Source organism: Dongia soli, assembly GCF_034044715.1.
Lineage (GTDB): Bacteria > Pseudomonadota > Alphaproteobacteria > Dongiales > Dongiaceae > Dongia_B > Dongia_B soli.
The window spans coordinates 127,617-147,887 of the sequence record NZ_JAXCLW010000006.1; the positions used below are offsets into that span (position 1 = coordinate 127,617).

Annotated in this window: 16 protein-coding genes; 6 read left to right on the forward strand and 10 right to left on the reverse strand. The window is 62.8% G+C overall.

Features of this window, described 5'->3' with window-relative positions; all coding sequences use genetic code 11:
• Positions 1 to 12: 12 nt before the first annotated feature.
• The 3 genes from SMD27_RS18525 to macA are packed head-to-tail and all read right to left on the reverse strand — an operon-like array spanning position 13 to position 3,586.
• On the reverse strand, positions 13 to 2,019 hold the full coding sequence (locus SMD27_RS18525) for a MacB family efflux pump subunit (protein ID WP_320509919.1): 2,007 nt from the start codon (positions 2,017 to 2,019) through the stop codon (positions 13 to 15).
• Positions 2,016 to 2,363, reverse strand: a complete 348-nt coding sequence (locus SMD27_RS18530; protein WP_320509920.1) for a hypothetical protein — start codon at positions 2,361 to 2,363, stop codon at positions 2,016 to 2,018. The genes SMD27_RS18525 and SMD27_RS18530 overlap by 4 nt, the downstream gene beginning before the upstream one ends.
• Positions 2,364 to 2,374: 11 nt before the next feature.
• Entirely contained in the window at positions 2,375 to 3,586 is a 1,212-nt protein-coding gene (gene macA / locus SMD27_RS18535; RefSeq protein WP_320509921.1) for a macrolide transporter subunit MacA, read from the reverse strand.
• A 179-nt stretch (positions 3,587 to 3,765) separates the two neighbouring features.
• Between macA and SMD27_RS18540 the strand changes: the two genes are divergently transcribed.
• Both SMD27_RS18540 and SMD27_RS18545 read left to right on the forward strand, forming a co-directional pair.
• Complete coding sequence (locus tag SMD27_RS18540) at positions 3,766 to 4,500, forward strand: response regulator transcription factor (protein ID WP_320509922.1); 735 nt, start codon at positions 3,766 to 3,768, stop codon at positions 4,498 to 4,500.
• 10 nt (positions 4,501 to 4,510) lie between these two features.
• Positions 4,511 to 5,851: a HAMP domain-containing sensor histidine kinase gene (locus SMD27_RS18545; RefSeq protein WP_320509923.1), complete on the forward strand. Its 1,341-nt coding sequence runs from the start codon at positions 4,511 to 4,513 to the stop codon at positions 5,849 to 5,851.
• 25 nt (positions 5,852 to 5,876) lie between these two features.
• Here SMD27_RS18545 and SMD27_RS18550 read toward each other — a convergent pair whose 3' ends face one another.
• Positions 5,877 to 6,452: a PAS domain-containing protein gene (locus SMD27_RS18550; RefSeq protein ID WP_320509924.1), complete on the reverse strand. Its 576-nt coding sequence runs from the start codon at positions 6,450 to 6,452 to the stop codon at positions 5,877 to 5,879.
• 231 nt (positions 6,453 to 6,683) lie between these two features.
• A complete protein-coding gene (locus tag SMD27_RS18555) occupies positions 6,684 to 8,264 on the reverse strand; it encodes an alpha/beta hydrolase (protein ID WP_320509925.1) in 1,581 nt (526 codons plus the stop codon).
• Between the two features lie 267 nt (positions 8,265 to 8,531).
• Here SMD27_RS18555 and SMD27_RS18560 point away from each other — a divergent pair, with 267 nt between their 5' ends.
• Both SMD27_RS18560 and SMD27_RS18565 read left to right on the forward strand, forming a co-directional pair.
• The gene (locus SMD27_RS18560; protein ID WP_320509926.1) at positions 8,532 to 9,008 is read left to right on the forward strand and encodes a thioesterase family protein; all 477 of its coding nucleotides are present in this window, start codon (positions 8,532 to 8,534) and stop codon (positions 9,006 to 9,008) included.
• 13 nt (positions 9,009 to 9,021) lie between these two features.
• Positions 9,022 to 10,302, forward strand: a complete 1,281-nt coding sequence (locus tag SMD27_RS18565; RefSeq protein WP_320509927.1) for an MFS transporter — start codon at positions 9,022 to 9,024, stop codon at positions 10,300 to 10,302.
• On the opposite strand, the gene SMD27_RS18570 is transcribed toward SMD27_RS18565, so the two are convergent.
• The 4 genes from SMD27_RS18570 to SMD27_RS18585 all read right to left on the reverse strand — a co-directional run bounded on the left by SMD27_RS18570 (position 10,274) and on the right by SMD27_RS18585 (position 15,283).
• A complete protein-coding gene (locus SMD27_RS18570; RefSeq protein WP_320509928.1) occupies positions 10,274 to 10,918 on the reverse strand; it encodes an HAD-IA family hydrolase in 645 nt (214 codons plus the stop codon). The two genes, SMD27_RS18565 and SMD27_RS18570, sit on opposite strands and share 29 nt — an antisense overlap.
• Positions 10,919 to 10,983: 65 nt before the next feature.
• Complete coding sequence (locus SMD27_RS18575; protein WP_320509929.1) at positions 10,984 to 12,195, reverse strand: MFS transporter; 1,212 nt, start codon at positions 12,193 to 12,195, stop codon at positions 10,984 to 10,986.
• A gap of 396 nt (positions 12,196 to 12,591) precedes the next feature.
• The gene (locus SMD27_RS18580) at positions 12,592 to 14,046 is read right to left on the reverse strand and encodes a methyl-accepting chemotaxis protein (RefSeq protein WP_320509930.1); all 1,455 of its coding nucleotides are present in this window, start codon (positions 14,044 to 14,046) and stop codon (positions 12,592 to 12,594) included.
• A 157-nt stretch (positions 14,047 to 14,203) separates the two neighbouring features.
• On the reverse strand, positions 14,204 to 15,283 hold the full coding sequence (locus SMD27_RS18585) for a tetratricopeptide repeat protein (protein ID WP_320509931.1): 1,080 nt from the start codon (positions 15,281 to 15,283) through the stop codon (positions 14,204 to 14,206).
• Positions 15,284 to 15,692: 409 nt separating this feature from the next.
• On the opposite strand from SMD27_RS18585, the gene SMD27_RS18590 reads away from it, so the two are divergent.
• Complete coding sequence (locus tag SMD27_RS18590; protein WP_320509932.1) at positions 15,693 to 16,175, forward strand: NUDIX domain-containing protein; 483 nt, start codon at positions 15,693 to 15,695, stop codon at positions 16,173 to 16,175.
• An 18-nt stretch (positions 16,176 to 16,193) separates the two neighbouring features.
• On the opposite strand, the gene SMD27_RS18595 is transcribed toward SMD27_RS18590, so the two are convergent.
• Entirely contained in the window at positions 16,194 to 17,069 is an 876-nt protein-coding gene (locus SMD27_RS18595; protein WP_320509933.1) for a tetratricopeptide repeat protein, read from the reverse strand.
• Positions 17,070 to 17,458: 389 nt separating this feature from the next.
• On the opposite strand from SMD27_RS18595, the gene SMD27_RS18600 reads away from it, so the two are divergent.
• On the forward strand, positions 17,459 to 20,119 hold the full coding sequence (locus SMD27_RS18600) for a mechanosensitive ion channel domain-containing protein (protein ID WP_320509934.1): 2,661 nt from the start codon (positions 17,459 to 17,461) through the stop codon (positions 20,117 to 20,119).
• Positions 20,120 to 20,271 lie beyond the last annotated feature (152 nt).

Sequence of the window (20,271 nt, forward strand, 5' to 3'; positions counted from 1 at the left end):
CTCGCGGCTCCCTCAGTCACGTGCCAGGGCTTCGACCGGGTCGAGCCGGGCGGCGTTGCGGGCCGGCAGGAAGCCGAAGGTGATGCCGATCAGCGTCGAGGTGAGGAAGGCGGCGATGATCGAGACATCTGAAAAGACCAGGACGAAATCGGTGCTGAACTTGGCAAAGCCATAGCCGATGCCAAACGCCGCCAGAATGCCCAGCGTGCCGCCGATCAGGCAGATCAGGGTCGCTTCGATCAGGAATTGCTGCATGATATCGCTGCGCCGCGCGCCGACCGCCATGCGCACGCCGATCTCCTTGGTGCGCTCGGTGACCGAGACCAGCATGATGTTCATCACGCCGATGCCGCCCACCACCAGCGAGATAACGGCGATCGCCGAGATCAGCAGGGTCATGGTGGCGGTGGTGCTCTGGATCGTCTCGCGGATGCTGGATGTGTTGAAGACGTAGAAATCCTTGATGCCGTGGCGCTGCTGCAGCAGCTTCTCGATCCCCTGCTGGGCCGCTTCGGGCGCCACATCGTCATTGATCCGCACGGTGATGCGCTTCAGATAGGACTGGCCGAGGATGCGGCTCATCGCCGTCGTATAGGGGATATAGGCCATCAGGTTTTCGCTGTTGCCGATGGCGCTTTGCTTGTCGGCAACGATACCGACCACCCGACAGGGCACATTGCCGAGCAGGATCACCTGGCCGATCGGATTGGCGCTAAGCTCGCCGGTTTCGCCGAACAGTTTCTTGCGGGTGTTCTGGTCGATCACCACGTCCTGGGTCAGGCTGCGCACGCCGTCCTCGTCGAAGGCACGGCCACTAGCCATGTCCATGCCGCGCACCTGGAAAAACTGATCGCCGACGCCGTTGATCATGCCGCTGACGGCGACATTGCCGAAGCGCAGGGTGCTGGAACTGGTGACAATGGGCGTCACGCTGTCGACGAAGGGCAGGCGGGCGAGGGCATCGGCATCGCGCGGCAGGAGGGTCTGGATGGTGGCGGATTTCTCGTCGCCGAAATCACTGCCGGGGAAGATGTCCAGGGTGTTGGTACCAATCGAGGAAATGCTTTCCAGGATACGCTGCTGCGAGCCGGTGCCGAGCGCCACAACCGAGATGACGGCGGCGATGCCGATGATGATGCCGAGCATGGTGAGGAAGGTGCGCAGCCGGTGCGAGGCCATGGCCAGCACCGCCATGTGGCTGGCTTCCGTGAAGCGGTCCCACAGGGCGCCGATGCGCCGGCTGGACGGCTTTGCCGGTTTGGCTGGTGTTCCGGCGGCGATTTCCACTTCCTTGCGCCGGTCGCCGACGATCAGGCCGTCGCTGATCTCGATGATGCGCTCGGCATGTTCGGCGACCTGCATGTCATGGGTTACGATGATGACAGTATGCCCCCCGGCATGCAGTTCCTTGAGGATGGCGATCACTTCCTGGCCGCTATGCGTATCGAGCGCGCCGGTCGGCTCGTCGGCCAGGATCACCTGGCCGCCATTCATCAAGGCACGGGCAATGGAGACGCGCTGCTGCTGGCCGCCGGAAAGCTGTCCGGGGCGATGCGTCAGGCGGTCGGCAAGGCCGAGGCGGCTGAGCAAAGCGGTTGCGCGTTCGCGGCGGCTCGGCCGGTCCTTGCCGGCATAGATCGCCGGGGTTTCGACATTGCCGATGGCGGTCAGGTCCGAGAGCAGATGATAGCGTTGGAAGATGAAGCCGAAATGCTCGCGCCGCAGCTCCGCCAGCTCGTCCGGGCCCAGCTCGCCGGTCGCGCGGCCGGCAACGCGGTAGATGCCCGAGGTTGGCCGGTCGAGGCAGCCGAGAATGTTCATCAGCGTCGATTTACCGGAACCGGAGGCGCCGACAATGGCCACCATCTCGCCTGCCTCGATGGTGAGGTTGACATCCTTCAGGACGGCAATGGTGTCCTCGCCCGCCGGAAATTCCCGGCGCAGGTCGCGCAGCTCCAGCAGTGGGCGCGTCGTCGCCGGTGTCTTCGCAGTGTCATGAGCGGGAAGGCGGTTGCTCATATGGTCCAGCTTTCTGGCTGGCATATGCCTGTGCTGTCGCCGCGATGGATCCTCGGGTCAAGCCCGAGGATGACAATCGAGCGTGACGTTTCCAGCCAGCGAACACCTCTTGCGCTTTTTTTCGCACGGCGCTCGCAACGAACCAGCTTGTCACCCCCGGACTTGATCCGAGGGTCCACGGTAGAGGCCGGCCAGGGGGCGAGATAGGGATGATGAACCGATGCCAAAGGAATGTCTTTCATCAGTCTCTCCGGTGGATCCGGATCAAGTCCGAGGGTGACAAGCTGGTTTGTGGCCGACGTCCTGCAATGATTGGTGATAGTGGTTGGCGTATCGCGTTGCATGACAGGCTTCCTTACAGCCGCATACGCGGACGGCGTTGCGGTTGCTGGGCGGCGGCCCCCGGCGTGCTTTCGCCGATGATGACGCGCTCGCCCGGCTGCAGGCCGTCGAGGATCTGGACGTTGACGGTGTCGTTGATGCCGGTCTTCACCTTGCGCGGCGTCACCTTGCCGTCGGCGCCGAGCAGACGCACGGTATAGGTGCCATCCTTATGCTTGGTGCCGAGTGCGGCCATCGGGACCGTCACAGTATCCTTGGCTTCGGCGAGCACGATGGAGACCTGCGCGGTCATCGAGATGCGCAGCTTGCCTTCTGGATTGGGGACGTCGAACAGGCCGTTATAGTAGATCGCCGCATTGGTCGCGGTGCTGCTGGAGGAGCTGCTCTTGGCGCTGGAGGAGGTGTCGCTCTCGCTGATCGATTCCGGCGCCGGCTCGATCGCCCGCAGTTTCGCTTCATAGCGGTGATCCGGCTCGCCCAGGATGGTGAAATAGACCGGCTGGCCGGGTTGCACGCGCACCACATCGGCTTCGGAAATCTGCGCCTTGATCGTCATGGTGTCGAGCTGCGCCAGCATGATGATGGTAGGGGTGGTCTGCGCCGCGTTGACCGTCTGGCCTTCCTTGACGGCGAGATAGACGACGGTGCCGTCCATCGGCGCGATGATCTGGGTATAGCCGAGATTGACCTTCGCCGTATCGACGGCGATGGTGCCCTGCTCGATCTGGGCATCCAGCGCGGCGATCTCCGCCTTGGTCGCGGTCAGGGTCGCTTCGGCGGTTTCGTAATCCTCGCGTGAGGCGGCATCGGCCTGGAGCAGGGTTTGCTGACGCTTGAATTGCAGCGTCGCCTGTTTGAGCGTCGCCTGGCGTTGCTGCCGCTGGGCCTTCACATTCAGCAACTCTGCCTGGGCGTCGCGCAAGGCGTTCTGTTGGGTGCGGGGATCGATCTCGGCGATGAGCTGGCCGGCTTTTACATGGTCACCGAGGGCAACTTTCAGGGTTTTGATCTGGCCGGAAACCTGGGCGCCGACGCTGACCTGGTTGCGGGCTTCCAGCGTGCCGGTCGCCAGGACGGTCTGTTCGATATCGCCTTTGACGACATCTGCGGTCAGATAGTTCGGGGTCGATTCGGTGGGAAAGGCGAAGACCTTCACACCCCAGCCGACCAGAGCCAACACAGCTACCGCCAGGGCATAACGCAGGACTCTTTTTTTATTCTTCATAGTCTTTCACTGAAAAATCGCCACCAATGCCGGCCTATTCGGCCGCCGCCTTATAACGGTTTATATTTATTGGTGAAACCGGCGCAATTTAAGGCTGCAATGGTAAGCAAGACGCCAGGGAAGTGTAAAACTTCTGTAAAGCGGCGCCTCACCCCATCGCAAGCGCGGCAAAGCGATGTATGTATGAGGCGACGGAGAAAGGGCCGAAGACCGTGCATATCCTGTTAGTCGATGACGATGCCGAATTGAGCGCACTGCTGACCGAATATCTCGGGGCCGAGGGTTTCGAGACCTCGGTCGTGCATCATGGCGAGGCGGGGGTCGAGGCGGCCCTGTCAGGCCAATACGATGCCGTCATCCTGGATGTCATGCTACCCAGGCTGAACGGTATCGAGGCGCTGCGCCGCATCCGCCAGCACAGTCGCGTCCCGATCATCATGCTGACCGCCAAGGGCGACAATATCGACCGGGTCGTCGGTTTGGAAATGGGCGCCGACGATTACGTCCCGAAGCCCTGCTATCCGCGCGAGCTGGTGGCGCGGCTGCGCGCCGTGCTGCGCCGTTCCTCGGAAGGGGTGAAGCCGGCAGCAGCCAGCGACGCGGTGCTGCGCGAAGGCAAGCTGGTCCTCTCCCCAGCCCAGCGGGACGTGACCTGGGACGGGCAGAAGATCGATCTCACGGTTTCGGAATTCAACATGCTGGAACTGCTGCTACGGGCTGGCGATGCGGTACTCACCAAGGATGAATTATCGGAACGCGCGCTCGGCCGCCCGCGCGAAGCCTATGACCGTAGCGTCGATGTGCATATGAGCAATCTGCGGCAGAAGCTCAGCCAGGCAGCCAGCGAGGGCATACAGATCGCTACCGTGCGGGGCATCGGCTATCGCCTGACCCGCCAGGCGTCAGAAGCTTGAGACGCAGCGCATGCTGAAGCGCCGCCTGTTCTGGAAGATCCTGATCGGTTTCTGGATCACCTTCTTTGCCATCATGGAAGGCACCTGGGCGGTTTTCACCGTCTATAATTCTGCCCCGTCACGGCTGGACCGCGCCGAAGACCGCATACGCCAGCAGGTGTCGATCCTGGCGGTGGCGATTCGCTACGGCGGCGGCAAGGCCTCGCAGGACGTGTTGGCGACTTGGTCGCCCGATGACCGCCAGGCGCTGAGGATCGAGACGGGCGTTCCGGACATCGCCGCGGACGCAGGCAATGCGATGGGCGGCGGCGAGGCGGGCAGTCATATCGTCGCGGCCGTGCAGGGCGCCGACGGAATGGGCTATCGTCTCGATTACGATCTCGGCATCTTGCGCGCGCGGCTGAAACCGCGCGGGCCGCTGGACCTGCCGCGCAATGTCATTCTGCTTGGCCTGCTCGGCGGCCTGGTTTTCGCCGCTGGCCTGGCCTGGTATCTGACGCGGCCGATCCAGCGCCTGCGCGGCGGGTTCGAAAAACTGGCGCAGGGCGATCTCGGCACTAGATTACAGCCGGAAATGGGCGGCCGCCGCGACGAGCTGGCCGATCTCGCCCATGATTTCGACATCATGGCGGCAAGACTGCAGCAACTCGTGGCGTCGCGCGAGCAATTGCTGCATGACGTCTCTCACGAATTGCGCTCGCCTCTGGCGCGGCTGCAAGTGGCGATCGATCTCGCCCGGCAGAATCCCCAGCGGGTGCAGGCGACGCTGGAACGGGTCGATACCGAAGCACGGCGCTTGAACGAATTGGTCGGCGAGGTGCTGACCCTGTCCCGGGCCGAGAGCGGGGCGCCGCAGCTTGACGATTATTTCGATCTGGATGGTTTGGTGCGCAAGGTGGTGAGCGATGCGCAATTCGAAGCCGGCGTTTCCGGCATCGTCATCACCGTCGCGGCGAATGACAGCGTCACCGAGGACGGCAATGCGCTTATCCAGGGCAATGCGGAATTGATCCGCCGGGCGCTGGAAAACATCATCCGCAATGCTTTGCGCCACTCGACGCGCGGCCAGCAGGTGGCAATCGAGCTAGCAACCGACCGGCAGGCGGGGGAGGTCGTGATCCGCATCGCAGATCAGGGACCGGGTGTCGATCCTGGGGTGCTGGAGAGCATTTTCGATCCCTTCGTGCGGGGTGAGCACCGCTCCGTCGGTTTCGGTTTGGGCCTTGCCATCGCCCGCCGCGCGGTATTGGCCCATGGCGGCAGGATAGCCGCTGAAAATCGCCAGCATGGTGGTCTCGTCGTCACCATCCGCCTGCCGGTCACCCGGAGCAGCATGACCGCACTGGATTGACGCATTAAACTGGATCGAAAAGCGATCAGTTCCGATAGATGGCGAGGCCGATCATGGCATTGACCTCGCGGCCGTCGCAGGCGAGCGGGAGCAGCAGGACGTCATAGGCAATGACGGATTTGACATCGCTGCGCCAACGCAAGGTGCCGGCCCGCAGGCGCAGATGCAGATTGAGGCAATCGAGATATTGCGCTTCGAAAAGGGCATGTTGCTCGGGGCAGAGGACGAGCTCATCCAGATATTGCCCGGGCCGGGTATATTCGTAATCGACGATTTCCTGGCCCAGCAGGCGGAAGCGGAAACGCGGCCGGCCGTCTGCCTCATGGAGCACATCGGTAAGAAAGATGTTGGGCAGCAATTTCCGCGGCATCTGAACCGGATCGACCTCGCGCCGGCCAGGAAGACGGCCGACCGACGTCGCCAGATCGTGCCAATAGTCGAAAAACAATTGCCAGCGCCGTTCCGTCGCCTCAGCGAGGAAGCCGCGCAATCCCGGTTCCAGACTGATCCTGGCGGAAGATAAGTCGATGAAATCGGCCCTGGGCTCGATATCGCCCTCTGGGTTGTCGAGCGGATGAACCGCGATATCGGGCTTCGACATGATGGTCCAAATGCTTTCCTGCCGGTGCAGCACCAGGTGAGACGCAGTCGACCCGCACGCCTTAGCGGTGCCGCTGTCGCTTCGCAATTTTCTTTTGCGCTGCAGCAAAAAATTATCGACAAATTCGCCCAATTCGGATTCGCGCCGTTTTCACGCGGCGCCGGGCTGGGATTTTCATGCCATGAGTGCGGGCGCGCCGTCCGTGATCCCGGTCATAGGTGGGGTGGCTTGCTAGTCGAGGCTGGACAGGGCGCGCGCCAGCTTGTCGAGCGCCGAGCCGGGCAGGGCCATGGCGATCGACGAGGTGAAATGCCCGCGGCCGGCAATGACCAGGTTTTTCTCCGGCACCTGCCAACGCTGCGTCAAAGCAAGGCCGCCCTCGTAGGGTGTCACGGTGTCATTGGTGCCGAGGACCATGGAAATCGCGGCCGGGTCGATCGGCGGGTCTTCGGGCGGTTCCACCAGGGTCGACCAGCGCTGGAACAGATCCGGCGTCCAGCCGGCCGCCTGCACCATGCGGTCGAGGCCGGCGGCGATCGCCAAGGAGGAGGTGAAAGCGAGATCGGCCAGATTGCCCGTCGGCGTCACCAGGAGCAGGTGATCCGGCCGCGCAATCGCGAGATCCGATTCGATGACGCGTGCTGCTGCGAGCTGTGCGGTCATGGCGCCGAGGCTGCTGCCGGCGAGCGCCACTTTCGGCGAGCCGGCGGCGCGGCACCAGGCGATCATCGCCACCGCCTCGGCGCTGGCCTGCAAAAGGTGACGGATGCCAGAAACCGGCTGCCCGCGCAGGAAAGCCTCGCCGCCATAGAGCCCCTTGCGGCGGCGCCGGCCATGGCCGGGCGCTTCCGGCATGACGATGCGCAGGCCGCGACGGGCAAGGCTCCGGGCGAAGGCGATGGGCGGGCCGGAGGTTTCGTATTCGACGCCGAGGCCATGGCAGATGACGATGGCAGGCAGTCCGGGCGGCGCATGGGCGGGCTCGATGACACGCGCATAGCCGATATCGCGGGTGTCCTCCGTGTCGTCGTCCCCCCTGGCCATATCCCACCTGGCCATATCCCCTCTGGCCATATCCCGGGCGACTTCCTTTTCCACGGCGCTTTCTGTCGAAACGCTTTCGGTGATGCGTGCGCCGGCTGTCACCTTGCTGTCGGCCTGCCAGCGCAGCCAATAGGTCACCGTCTCAGCCAAGGGAATGGCGAGGCTGCGCTCCAGGCCCGGGGTGATGCGGGCGAGATCGAGGCGCGGCCGTCGTGTCACGCCGGCGAGTGCCCGTTCCGTGGCCGCAATGCTGGCGGGCGGCGCGCCGATTGCGGGGAAGGGTGCATTGGCATAGGGGAGGAACAGCGGCTTCATGCCATGCAAGGCGCGCTGGGTCTGGCGCCGGGCCTTTTCCAGCGCCTGCAAATCCTTCGCCCAATTGGGATCGACCCAGGCCGGCGCGCGATTGGCCGCGTCGGCCGCCGGGCTGAACAGCGTGGATTCCCAGACCAGCCGGCGCAACGTGGCGCGGGCAGCAACCCGGTGGGCGCGCCGCAGCAAGGCGCGGTCGCCGAAATAGCGCGTTGCGAGATGCTTGGGCGTCAGGTGAACGCCGAGATCCGCTTCCTGTGGAACGGAGGCGCTGTCGAGGCCGAGCAGCGCATGCCAGCGGTCAAGATCGCCCTCGGCGATTTCCGCCGCGGCCCAGGCCCGGATCGGTTTCATGAAGGCGGTGATCCCGGTGATGATCGCCAGATCGAGCCGTGAGGCGAAAGACGAGCCGAGGGCAGCGCCGGCCAACAGGACGAAGGGATTCCGCAACTTCATCAGAGGCACCTCCGCCTTCAGCCTAGCGCAAAGGGCCGGTCGGCAGCCAGGGTAAGGATGGGCGATCGCCGCGCCGCATGGTCATATCTTCGTAACCGCTGCCGATCTTCGTAACGACGGCTGGCGGTTTCTGCAACAGATGAAAGATGACACTAAAAAGTCAGACGCCTCTCGCGCTTTCAATCGATCTGTGGCAGCTTGCCGCATGACATCACGCTCGCGACCGGGACAACTAAGTCCGGAGTGACAACAGGGGAATATGGGTTCATGGCTGCGCCGCTTGCTCTTTATGAAACCGTCATCAAACCGGACTGGATCGATCTCTACGATCATATGAACGTGGCCTATTACGTGCTGATCTGTGACGAGGCGACAGGCGCTTTCTGGAATCATGTCAATGGCGGCCGCAGCCTGGAACACCGCCAGGGCGGCGAAATGGTGGTGCTGGAAAACCATGTCAATTATGTGCGGGAGGTTCGGCTGGGCGATCCGGTGCGCGTAACCACGCAATTGCTGGAATACGACACCAAGCGCGTCCGCCTGTTTCATACCTTGTTGCACGCCACCGAGGGTTTCGTTTCCGCGACCAATGAAGTGAAGGCGATCGGCTTCGACCTTAACCAGCGGCGCATCACGTCCTTTCAGCCGCTGGTCCAGACGAAGCTGCAGGAGGTATGGGAAGAGCAACGCCACCTGCCGGTCCCGCCGGCCGCAGGCAAGGGGATTACGCTCGGTCGATCATGACAGCCAAAGCATCATGACGGCCAAGCCGACGGTCCTTTCCGTCCTGCGCCGGCGCGATTTCGGATTGTTTATCCTCAGCTCACTGCTCTCGGCCCTGGCGGCGGAAGTGCTGACCATCGCCATTGCCTGGAAGATCTACGACATTTCCAGCGATCCGGTCGATCTCGGCCTCGTCGGGCTGATGCAATTCCTGCCATCCTGCCTGCTGGTCTTCGTCACCGGGAGCGTGGCCGACAGCTTTTCCCGCAAGCGCATTGTGACGATCTGCCTCGGCGTCGAGTTTCTGTTCGTGCTGGCGATCTTCCTGGTAGCCGACAAGGATACCACCCAGGTCTGGCCGATCCTGCTACTGATCGCCGGCTTGAGCGCCGGCCGGGCCTTCCTGACGCCGGCTGCCGATGCCTTGGCGCCGACCTTGGTCGAACGCGAGGAGATCGCCTCGGCGCTCGCGGTTTCGACCTCGTCGCATCAATTGACCATCGTCGCCGGCCCGGCTCTGGGCGGTCTGCTCTACGGCATCTCGCCCGGTTTTGCCTATACCAATTCCCTGGTGATGGTCTCGATCGCGGCCGTCGCCATTCTCGGCATGCGTCATCGCGAGCAGCATCGCATGCAGGAGCAACGCATGCTGGATGCGCTGGTGGGCGGCGTCAAATATGTGCTGCAGGAAAAGGTGGTGCTGGGGGCAACCACGCTCGATCTCTTCGCCGTCCTGCTCGGCAGCACGGCCATGCTATTGCCTATCTTCGCCCGCGACATTCTCGTTGCCGGTCCGACCGGGTTGGGCCTGTTGCGGGCAGCGACCGGCATTGAAGCCCTCAGCATGGCGCTGCTGCTCAGCTTCTGGCCGATACGGCGGCGCGCCGGCCATATCATGTTCGCGGCGGTGGCGGTCTTCGGCCTCGGCACCATTGTCTTTGGCCTCTCGCGCTCGCTGACCGTGTCGGTGATCGCCCTCATCGTCATGGGTGCGGCCGATATGATCAGCGTCTATATCCGCGGCGTGCTGATCCAGCTCTGGACGCCGGACCATCTGCGGGGCCGCGTCAACGCCGTTAATGGCGTGATCATCAATGCCTCAAACGAACTCGGCGGCTTCCGCGCCGGCATGGTGGCGGCGAGTGTCGGCGCAGTGCCGGCCGCCATCTTCGGCGGCATCTGCACCATGGTGGTGACGGGATTGTGGTGCCTGGGGTTCCCGAAACTGCGCCTGGCCGACGACCTCACCGATGTCGATGTGATCCCGGAAAGCACCACGCCGGCGGTCAGCCCAGCAGCCGTGCCAGATCGGTGAAATCCTCGGCGATGGCGGTGGCGCCGGCCTTGCGCAAGGCGGCGGGTGACTGGTGCCCCCAGGCGACGCCGATCGGTGTCGCACCGGCGGCGAGGGCCATCTGCATGTCGAAGACGGAATCGCCGATCATGACGGTCTCGGCAGGTCTAGCCTCGGCCGCAGCCATGGCGCGGAGCAGCATCGTCGGGTCGGGCTTCGAAGGGCAGTCGTCGCTGGTATGGCTGCTGCTGAAATGCGGCGTCCAGCCATTGCGCTCCAGCAACAGATCGGTGCCGCGCCGGCCCTTGCCAGTGGCGACGGCGAGCCGGCAATCGCCACGCTTGATCAACGCATCGACCAGATCGGCGGCGCCGGAAAACAAAGGTTCCGGAAAAGCATTGGCGGCGCGCAACGCCCAGGCGCGTTCCTTATAGCCGGCGATCAGGCTGTCGATCGGGCCGTCGGCGCCGACCAGCGCGGTGAAGACTTCGCGATGCGACAGGCCGACCAAACCCATGATCGCTTCCTCCGCCGGCACCGGCAGGCCATGCGCGGTAAAGATATGTTGGTGGATCGCCAGGATGATCTCCCGGCTGTCCACCAGCGTGCCGTCGATATCGAAAACGATCAGGCGCATGCCTGTTTCCTCATCCTGTCTCGTTCGGCTGACCAGATAAGGGAGGCAAGCGCCCATGTCGAGCCTTAACGGTGCCTGCCTGGCTGGAACTGCCATTTGAGCAGCAGGGAGGCAGCGAAAGTGACCAGGCCGAGCACGAGGGAAAACGAGATCGCCGCGAGGTCTCCGGCTTTTTCGATGATGAAGGCGTAGAGCAAAGGCGCTGCCGCGGCGGCCAGAAAACTGGGGACCAGCAATTTGCCGGTGATGGCGCCGTAACTGCCGGGATCGAACAGCACCAAAGGCAGGGTGCCGCGGGTGATGGTGGCGATGCCATTGCCTGCGCCATAGAGAAAGGCAAAAGCCATGCCGGCGATCGGCCATTGGCCGCTGAACAGGCCGGCCAGGAAGCAGACCGGCAGCAAGGCGATAGCGACGAGATTGAGCGCCAGCGGATGCAGGCGGCCGCCGAACAGAACCTCGCAGGCTCGCGCCGATGATTGCCCGATGCCGCGCAAGGCGGCGGTCGAGACGGCGATGCCGGCGGCGAGGCCGAGGCCGCCCAGCAGCGCGATCATATGGGCTGACATGCCAGCATTGAGGAAATTGGTGCACATGGCGATCAGCGCATAAAGGCCGCCGGCCAGAAACCGCTCCTGCTTGGTTCTGGCCAGTGGCGTGAAGGCAGGCACAGGCTGCGATGGCAGGGTATCGGCGGATAGGCCCGCCTTGCCCGGGATTTGATAGCGCCTGTTCGGAATGGCGAGATGCAGCGGCACGGTGAGCAAGGCGAGTGCCGCATAGATGAAGAGCGCGCCGCGCCAGCCGAGATGCTCGGCAAGCATATGGCCGAGCGGCCAGAAGACGCTGGAAGCGAGGCCGCCGAGCAAGGTGATCTGCGCGATGGGCCGGCGCGCAAGCGGGCCGCCAATCCGCGCCAGAGCGGCGAAAGCCGCCTCGTAAAGTGTGAGCCGCATGGCGAGGCCGAGACAGAACCAGGCCGCGTAATAGCTGACGATACCGTAGGCTGATGCCAAAGTGATGCAGCCGATGGCGCTGCAGAAGGATCCGATCAGCATGACGACGCGGCCGCCATATCGGTCGATCAGCCGGCCGATCAGCGGCGAGACGAGGCCCATGACCAGCAGAGCCAGGGAGAAACCGCCATAAATCAGCGACTGGCTCCAGCCGAGATCGGCGGCCATCAGATCGCCGAAGCCACCGATCAGATAATAGACCGTACCCCAGCAGATAAGCTGCGACAGGCCGAGATAGAGAACGGTGCGGCGGGCAATCAATCCACAGTTTCCGCTAGGACATCAAGGGTCATTCCTTGTTGCCGGGATAAGCCGGCCGGTCAAGCCCGCAGGTTGCGTTTGCCGCAGGATGTCAGATGAGGCTGATGGAATGGTGCTAATGCCGTGTCTTTCATCAGCCTCTCCGATGGACCCTCGAATCAAATCCGAGGTGACAACGGGGGTTCGGTGGGCGATGTGCGATGACACTATAAGGTTGAGGAGAAACTGTTTGGTATGGAGCCGATGCTAAGCCCTGGTCGCGGTGGGAAGTGGCGAGAGCGGGCGGTCACCGCCGCTCTATCGCCGGCTGGGTCCTGCATCGGGGATTACGCGAGACGGTGAAAGTCGTGATGCGCCTGCAACGGCCGGCGAAGTAGGGCGTCACGCTGCTATGCATCATGCCGCGCGGATGCGGGCGATGAAGTCGCTCATTCGTTTGGCGAGGCCTTGCGTCTCATGATCCAGCTTGTCGGCGGCGGCGGCGATGGCATCGGCGATGCCGCCGGTCGCATCGGCGGACTGGGTGACGCCGCCGAGGCTGCGGCTGACCATGCCGGCCCCGTCGGCGGCTTCGGCAGCATTGCGGGCGATGACGCCCGTAGCGGCTTGCTGGGCGACGATGGCTTCTTCCGCTGCCGAGACATGGCCATGCAGGTCACGGATGGTGTCGCCGATGCCGCGTATGGCAAGGACGGTGGCATCGCTGACCGATTGCATGGCGGCGATCTGGCGGGAAATCTCTTCCGTCGCCTTGCCGGTCTGCATGGCGAGGCTCTTCACTTCCGAGGCGACGACGGCAAAGCCCTTGCCGGCCTCGCCGGCCCGCGCGGCTTCGATGGTGGCATTGAGCGCCAGCAAATTGGTCTGGGAGGCGATGTCGTTGATCATCTGCACCACGGCGCCGATCTGGCCGGAAGTATTGGCGAGGCCGACGACAGTCTGATTGGTGCGTTCCGCGGCTTCCAGCGCATTGCTGGCGATCCGGGCTGAGGCGCCGATTTTATGGGAGACATCCTGCACCGATTGGGACAGGTTCCCGGCCGCCTGGGAGACCAGATCGACATTGCCCGAGGCGCGTTCTGCGGCGCCGAGCACCGCCGTGCTGCCCTGCCTGGTCGAGCCCGCGGTGCGGTGCATCGCCGTCGCCTGTTCGCGCAGGGAAGCCGAGGTGGCGGCGACGGCCTGGCCGAGCGCCTGCAGGTTGCGCAGGAGGGTATCGACCAGTTCGTCGATATTCCGCCGCCGGGCATCGGCCTTTTCGGCATGGGCATGTTCGACGCCGGAGAGATGCTGTACCTGGCTTTGTGCCTGTTCCGCCCGCTGCCGCGCGATGCCGAAGGCCTCGGCCATGCGGACGAGACAGGTGGAGAGCCAGATTAAGGTGGCAGATTCCAGGGCGATGAGGGCGGCATGCAGCAGGATGCGGCCGAAATCGGCGCCTTCGGGGAAGACGGCAAGCGGCTGCAGGAAATAGAGCAACAGGTGATGGAGAATGATCGTCGCGGCGGCGGAGGCGATGACGCGCCAATCGCAAAACGGCGTCAGCATCGCCAGGGCGGCGAAGAAATAGAGATGCAGATCGATCTGCCAAACGTTGCCGGTCAGCAGATAGACCAGGAGGCCGACCATCAGCATCAGGCCGATGCCGGTGACATGCCGCGTCGCCTGACCGGTGGGATCGAGCCGCCAGACCAGGCTCGCCAGGCCGGCGAGGGCGATCGCCGCGCCGGTCGCGGCCAGCAACGGCCCCGATAGCAGCCAGGCGAGAAGCGCGATCAGGGGCACATGCAGCCAGAGATACAGGACGAGGAGTGTTGCAGTCCGGCGTCTTAGCTGGCGAAGCCCATACATGACGATCTCTTCCCGATTCCTTCCAACTGTTGCCGCCGAATGACAGCCTGCGACAGTCTTCGTCAAAGCGCGTTAAGGAAGCGTAAACCTTTCGGCAAAAGCTTGAGTTCGTGCGGAAGCTTCGACGCAAATGTTGTGGCCTGCGGCATTGTCGCGGTCAGTGCTGGCTGTCGAGTTTTTGTGCCTTGGCCAAGGCCGCATTGCCCTTGGCGGTCTCGCCGGCAGCCAGCAAGGCCTGTCCCAGATTGCGATAGGCCGGGGCGTAAGCGGGGGCGAGCGAGACTGCCTTGCGGGCGGCGGCGATGGCGCCCGGCAGATCCTGCATTTCCCGCAGCACGTTGCTGAGATTGTTATAGGCGGGAGCTGCGGTTGCGGCGGGGGGAAGAGCCGCAGCTTTGCGAAAGGCCGCAGCGGATTGGGGCAGATTCCTGGCGGCCTGCTGGGCGACGCCCAGATTGAAGTAGGCCGCGCCTGATTTCGGATCGACCGTGATTGCGTGCTGCAAGATCGCGACAGCTTCATTCACCTTGCCCTGGCTATAGAGCACGGAGCCAAGGCCGATCATCGGTTCGACCTGTTTTGGATCCAGTTCGATCGCCTTGTGGAACATCGGGACCGCGTCGTCATATTGGCGCGCCTGGTAGAGGACATTGCCAAGATTGTTATAGGTGGCGGCATTGTGGGGATTAAGCTCGATCGCGCGTCGATAAGCGACGATGGCGTCGCTGAACCGGCGCCGGTGCTTGAAAGTGAGGCCGAGCTCGTTATAGCCGGCAGCGGAATGCGGATCGAGATCCACCGCCTGCTGATAGGCCGCGATCGCCTCATTCAGGCGATACTGGTCGAAATAGACGCGGCCCAGATTGAAATAGGCCTGGGCATTCATCGGGTCGCGCCGGACCGCGTTTTCATAAGCCTCGATGGCGGCATTGAATTTGCGCTGTTGATGAAGCTGATTGCCGAGCGCGATGAAATCCGATCCTGTCCGGGGATTGGCGAGTGTCGCGGCGCTGGCGGTCGGGGCGGGCGCATCGATGCTGCCACGCCGCGGCGCGGTGCTTGCTCCTGTGCCGCTCTTCGTGGGGAACGAGGTGCGGGGTGAATCACCCAGATCCGACGGCGCATCGTCTCTTGGATCGGCCACCGCGGTACGGGCCAGGAATGGAACGGACGGCAGCAGCAAGGTCGTCGCCAGAAGAACGGGACCGAGATTGGCCAGGCATTGTTTTCGCTTCATGCGCGATGGCTTTCCCCAAGAATGTCGGGCCGCATATTAGGGCCCGCACAGCCAATGCCGCATGCAACGGCATCGATATTCGTCTTCTTGATGGTGGTCCTAATCGCATCCAGAGCTGCGCATCCCGCGTTTGTGCCGGCAGTCCGCCTCGTTCGCCTGCGTGGCAAAGTCAGTTGCAAATTATGCGATTAGACTTGCTAACAGCCTCTCATCTATTTTTACCGCCAATTGGGTCAATGGCTTGAATTTCGTCGATTATACCCGTCTGGTAGTACGCCGGATAGTAGTAAAGGGCGCAGAACTGTAATCGTCGAGGCGCGTTGCGCGAGGCGTTGACGCATCCCGTGGAGCGCTTTAGCGTCCGGCAATCAAAATCCTGCGACACGTGGCGGTCGGGCGGGGAGATTACATGTTGCATTGGGCGGTGTTGCGCCGGTCCTATCCCTATCTGGAAAGATTGCGTAACGTCTTGAGGCATCTGTGGGGCATGAAGGCGATCGGCATCTGCGCCATCGTCCGCAATGCACAAGGCGAGATCCTGTTGGTCAAACATACCTATCGCTTCGATTGGTATCTGCCCGGCGGCGGCCTGCGGCGTGGCGAAGCGCCGGCCGATGGCATCCGCCGCGAACTGCGCGAGGAGGTGGGACTTGAGCTGACCGCCACGCCCCGGCTGCTGCAGGTCTATCTGCATCATTATAACGGCATGATCGATTATCCGATCCTGTATGAAGTCACGGCATTCAGCGGCACCGCGCATCCCGCCGACCGGATGGAAATCACCGAGATCGGCTGGTTCCCGCCCGACCGCCTGCCGCCCGATATTTCGCCGAAGACACGGCTGCGCATCGAGGAATGGCTCGGCCAGCGCCCGGTCGCCAATGTGTGGTAGCGTCCTCGTTGGGAAAGATCACGGCACCTGAAAGCCGAGTGCTTTTGCTTTGTTGAGCGCCGCTTCACCCTCAGCGCGGCGGTCCTGCATCAGATAGAGTTTGCCCAAATAGTAATAGCCTTCGCCGTCCTGCGGATCGGCACGAAGATGATGTTTGAGCAGGTCGATAGCCGCATCATCCTTTCCTAAATGCAGCAATGCGACGCAAAAGCCCTGAACAACCGGCCGGCTGGTCGGGTCCTGTTGATAAGCAATTTCATAGGCCGCTGCACTACCGGCATCATCGCCCAGGATAAGCAATGCGTCGCCAAGGCCACGATTGGCAGCAAAATCGGTGGGTTGCAGGGCAAGGGCACGCCGAAACAAAGGCACTGCCTCCGCAGAACGTTTCTGCGCCGACAGGACGAAGCCGAGATTGCTCAGGACGTCAGGATCGTCAGGCAGGCCCAGCTGGGCGCGGCGCAAGGCTGCCTCGGCGCCGATATTGTCGCCTGTCATCATCAGCATGGAGCCGAGAAAGGATTGCAGCTTGGCGTCATCCGGATGGGCCTGGATCGCTTCGCGTGTCAGCTTGATCGCGTCATCCAAGCGGCGCTGCTTCAAGTAAAGCGCGTTGAGCTGGCCATAGACCTGACGCGAACCGGGACGGAGCCGCCAGGCATCCGCGAGCACAGCCTCGGCGCCGCGATCGTCGCCCCGCGCGAAGAGCGCCTGGCCAAGCTCGCTGCAGGCTACCGCCATGGCATTGTCGCCGGTTTGCGCCGCGTGGCATGACTCGGGTGTCGCGGTCGTATCGCCCCAAGCCGGCCCGGCCAGGACCAGCCCGGACAGGACTGGCCCGGAGAGCAGGGCGATCAGTAGAAAAGCGGCAGATGGCAAGGAATAGCGCGGCATCGCTCAGCATGATTCTCGTTAAAGTAGCCGTATCTATAGCATATGTATTTAAAGTTGTAATGGCGATTTATCTGCTATTGCCGGTGCTGCCCGCGGCCAGTTCAACTGATTTTGATAGGCTGTGGCGGGTATGTTCTTGCGATGCACGTGAGCTCTGCTTGTTATGTGCGTGAATTTGCACGAATCGCCATGGATTATGTTGTGGGGAAACGCATTGCCTGCTCATCGATATCTGGTTATCGGTGGTCGCTTCGGATGATCGGGGATCTCGGATGTCCCATTCAATAATGTCTTGGCACGGCGCCAATTACCGGTCCCATCGGCTCGCCTCTTAAATTCGCTCTGTTTCAATTCCAACCTGTCTTTTCACTGGAGTTTGTCGGACACCCATGAAGCGCAGCCCTCGCTCCGTCCCGGTTTTCCTTTTGATCATGATGATCCTGGCCGGCCTTACCGCCGGGCGGTCCGCAATCGCCCAACAGGCGGCCCCGGCGCCGAACGGAGCCGCGGCGACCGCGGCCAATTCTCTGACCCCGGAGCAGGCAAGACAGGCGCTTGAGGTACTGCAGGACGATGCCAAGCGGCATCAGTTCATCAATGTGCTGAAGGCCATTGCCGCAGCCGAGACGACACAGCCGGCACAGCCGGCACCCAAGGGTCAGGCTCCGGCACAGGGCACGGCACATCCTGCCGAACAAACTCAGGCATCGCCGCAGACACCCGCTCCGGCACCGGCACCCGCACCGGCACCCGCTCCGGCATCGACACAGGCGGCGCCACCGGCGGCACCACCGGCGGAAAAACCGGCCGAAGCAGCTGCGGCCAGTGCCCTCGAGGCCGACAGCCTGGGGGCGGAATTGATGGTGCAGGTGGCGTCCTGGCTGGACGATTTCGGCGATCAACTCGGCACCAGCGCCAAATCAATCGCCGATCTGCCGCGCCTGTGGAACTGGTTCCAGAATATGCTGCGCGATCCGCTGGCGCGCATGACCTTGATCAATGCCATCTGGCGCCTGGGTGCGATCTTCGCTTGCGCGCTGCTGGGCGAATGGGTGATCCGCTATTTGTTGCGCCGTCCGATTTCCGCAATCGAACGCCGTGTCACGCCGGTAAATGACACTGTCGCCGATCGGGCTGAGTCCACGCCGAGCGATATCGATCCCGGCGATATCGAGCCGCATTATGAGGTGGCGGCCAAGCCGGGCCGGGACTTTGCCTTGCTGCGCCGGCTGCCTTTGGCAATTCTGCGTTTCGTTCTCGACCTTTTGCCGGTGGTTGCCTTCGCGATGATCGGCAATGCGCTGTTGAGCACGCCTTTGGCCAATGGGGCGAATATCAACGCGCAGACCATTCGGCTGGCGGGTGTTGCCCTGGTCAACGCCTATGTCCTGACCCGCGCCGTGGGCTGCGTCGTCCGGCTCTTCGTACAATCCTCGACCGCCGGCTTGCGCCTGCTGCCGGTCCGCGACGAGACCGGCGCCTATATTGAGATCTGGTTCTTCCGCCTGGTGGCCACCGCCTTGTTCGGCGGCGCCGTTGCGGAAGTGGCGAAGCTGTTCGGGCTGACCCATAGCGGCTATGAAACGCTGATCAAGATCGTCTCGCTGATCATTCATATCTATCTCGTCATCATCATCCTGCAATGCCGGCATACGGTGGGGGCCTGGTTGCGGGCCAAGCCACGGCCCGACGGGACGGAGCGCCGTGGGCCGATCGTGGTCTTCCGCAATCAGCTGGCCGATCTGTGGTATTTCTTCGCGATATTCCTGGTGCTGGCGAGCTGGGTGGTCTGGGCGATCGACCGCCGCCACGGTTTTGCCAAGCTGATGGAGTTTTGCCTGTGGACCGGCGTGGTGCTGATCGTGGCGCGGCTGGTCGCGATGATCGTGCTTGGCGGCTTCGACCGGCTGTTCAAGATCAATGTCGATCTCGAACGGCGCTTTCCCGGCCTCAAGGATCGCAGTAACCGCTACTATCCGCTGCTGCGCGGTGTGGTGACGGCTCTGATCGCCGTGGTGACGGCCATTGCCCTGCTGCAGGTTTGGGGCTTCGACGCTTTCGACTGGTTCAGCGGCAGTCGGATCGGCAGCCGTCTCATCTCGGCGGTGATCACCGTCGCCATCGCCGCGATCATCGCCGTGGCCGTTTGGGAAGGAGCCAATATCGCCATCGACCGGCATATGACCCGGCTCGACCGGCGGGGCGATTATGCCCATGCGGCGCGGTTGCGCACCTTGGTTCCCATCCTGCGGACCGTGCTGCTGATCCTGGTATCGGTGGTGGTGATCTTTACGCTGCTGAGCGAGATCGGCGTCAATATCGCGCCGCTGCTGGCCGGCGCCAGCATCATTGGCGTCGCCCTCGGCTTCGGTTCGCAAAAACTGGTGCAGGATTTCATCACCGGCATCTTCCTGCTGCTGGAAAACGCGATGCAGGTCGGCGATTTCGTCACCGCCTCGGGCCTCTCCGGCACGGTGGAGAAGCTGTCGATCCGTACCATTCGGTTGCGGGCCGGCGACGGCGCGGTGCATATCGTGCCCTTCAGCGCGGTGACCACGGTCACCAATGTCAATCGCGGCGTGGGCAATGCTTCTATCAAAGTCGTCGTCGATGCCCAGGAAGATACCGACAAAGTCGGCGAGACCTTGAAGCAGATCGCCTTGGACATGCGCGAAGACGAGAACTTCAAATATGCAATGCGCAGCGATCTTCAGCTTTGGGGTGTCGACGATGTCGATGGCCATACCGCGACCATCGTCGGACAGATTGTCTGCACCGATAGCGGCCGTTGGGGCGTGCAGCGTGAATTCAATCGCCGCCTGAAGAAGCGGTTTGCGGAACTCGGCATTCGGCTCGCCGCGCCGATCCAAACGGTCATCCTGCGCCAGGAAGAAGAGAAGGAAAAGGCGGAGGAGGGCGCCGGCGAGGAGGCGTCCAAGGAAGCTGTTGTTACTTCGGAATTCGAAAAACCGGCAAGCGGGGACGAGGAGAAAAGTTCGACTTCGGTTCGCAACTCGCCGCCGCCTAGCGCCCTAGGACATACGAAATAAAAGACACGATAACGACGCACTTCCTGATCGGGGACGTCGTTATCATTGGGCCATCATCCCTCTCAGCGGGAGATTTATAGTCCTAAACGGGCCGCAGCATCTTGCCTGCCTCCGGGCAGAGGTGCATGCTCTGCGCAAATCGCAAAAAGATA

Excerpts from the sequence above, each read along its gene's own strand:
- SMD27_RS18540 (WP_320509922.1), top strand. The coding sequence starts at position 3,766 with ATGTATGAGGCGACGGAGAAAGGGCCGAAGACCGTGCATATCCTGTTA.
- SMD27_RS18555 (WP_320509925.1), bottom strand. The coding sequence starts at position 8,264 with ATGAAGTTGCGGAATCCCTTCGTCCTGTTGGCCGGCGCTGCCCTCGGC.
- SMD27_RS18565 (WP_320509927.1), top strand. The coding sequence starts at position 9,022 with ATGACGGCCAAGCCGACGGTCCTTTCCGTCCTGCGCCGGCGCGATTTC.
- SMD27_RS18600 (WP_320509934.1), top strand. The coding sequence starts at position 17,459 with ATGAAGCGCAGCCCTCGCTCCGTCCCGGTTTTCCTTTTGATCATGATG.
- SMD27_RS18560 (WP_320509926.1), top strand. The coding sequence starts at position 8,532 with ATGGCTGCGCCGCTTGCTCTTTATGAAACCGTCATCAAACCGGACTGG.
- SMD27_RS18580 (WP_320509930.1), bottom strand. The coding sequence starts at position 14,046 with ATGTATGGGCTTCGCCAGCTAAGACGCCGGACTGCAACACTCCTCGTC.
- SMD27_RS18525 (WP_320509919.1), bottom strand. The coding sequence starts at position 2,019 with ATGAGCAACCGCCTTCCCGCTCATGACACTGCGAAGACACCGGCGACG.
- SMD27_RS18590 (WP_320509932.1), top strand. The coding sequence starts at position 15,693 with ATGTTGCATTGGGCGGTGTTGCGCCGGTCCTATCCCTATCTGGAAAGA.
- SMD27_RS18595 (WP_320509933.1), bottom strand. The coding sequence starts at position 17,069 with ATGCCGCGCTATTCCTTGCCATCTGCCGCTTTTCTACTGATCGCCCTG.
- SMD27_RS18585 (WP_320509931.1), bottom strand. The coding sequence starts at position 15,283 with ATGAAGCGAAAACAATGCCTGGCCAATCTCGGTCCCGTTCTTCTGGCG.
- SMD27_RS18545 (WP_320509923.1), top strand. The coding sequence starts at position 4,511 with ATGCTGAAGCGCCGCCTGTTCTGGAAGATCCTGATCGGTTTCTGGATC.
- macA (WP_320509921.1), bottom strand. The coding sequence starts at position 3,586 with ATGAAGAATAAAAAAAGAGTCCTGCGTTATGCCCTGGCGGTAGCTGTG.
- SMD27_RS18530 (WP_320509920.1), bottom strand. The coding sequence starts at position 2,363 with ATGCAACGCGATACGCCAACCACTATCACCAATCATTGCAGGACGTCG.
- SMD27_RS18550 (WP_320509924.1), bottom strand. The coding sequence starts at position 6,452 with ATGTCGAAGCCCGATATCGCGGTTCATCCGCTCGACAACCCAGAGGGC.
- SMD27_RS18570 (WP_320509928.1), bottom strand. The coding sequence starts at position 10,918 with ATGCGCCTGATCGTTTTCGATATCGACGGCACGCTGGTGGACAGCCGG.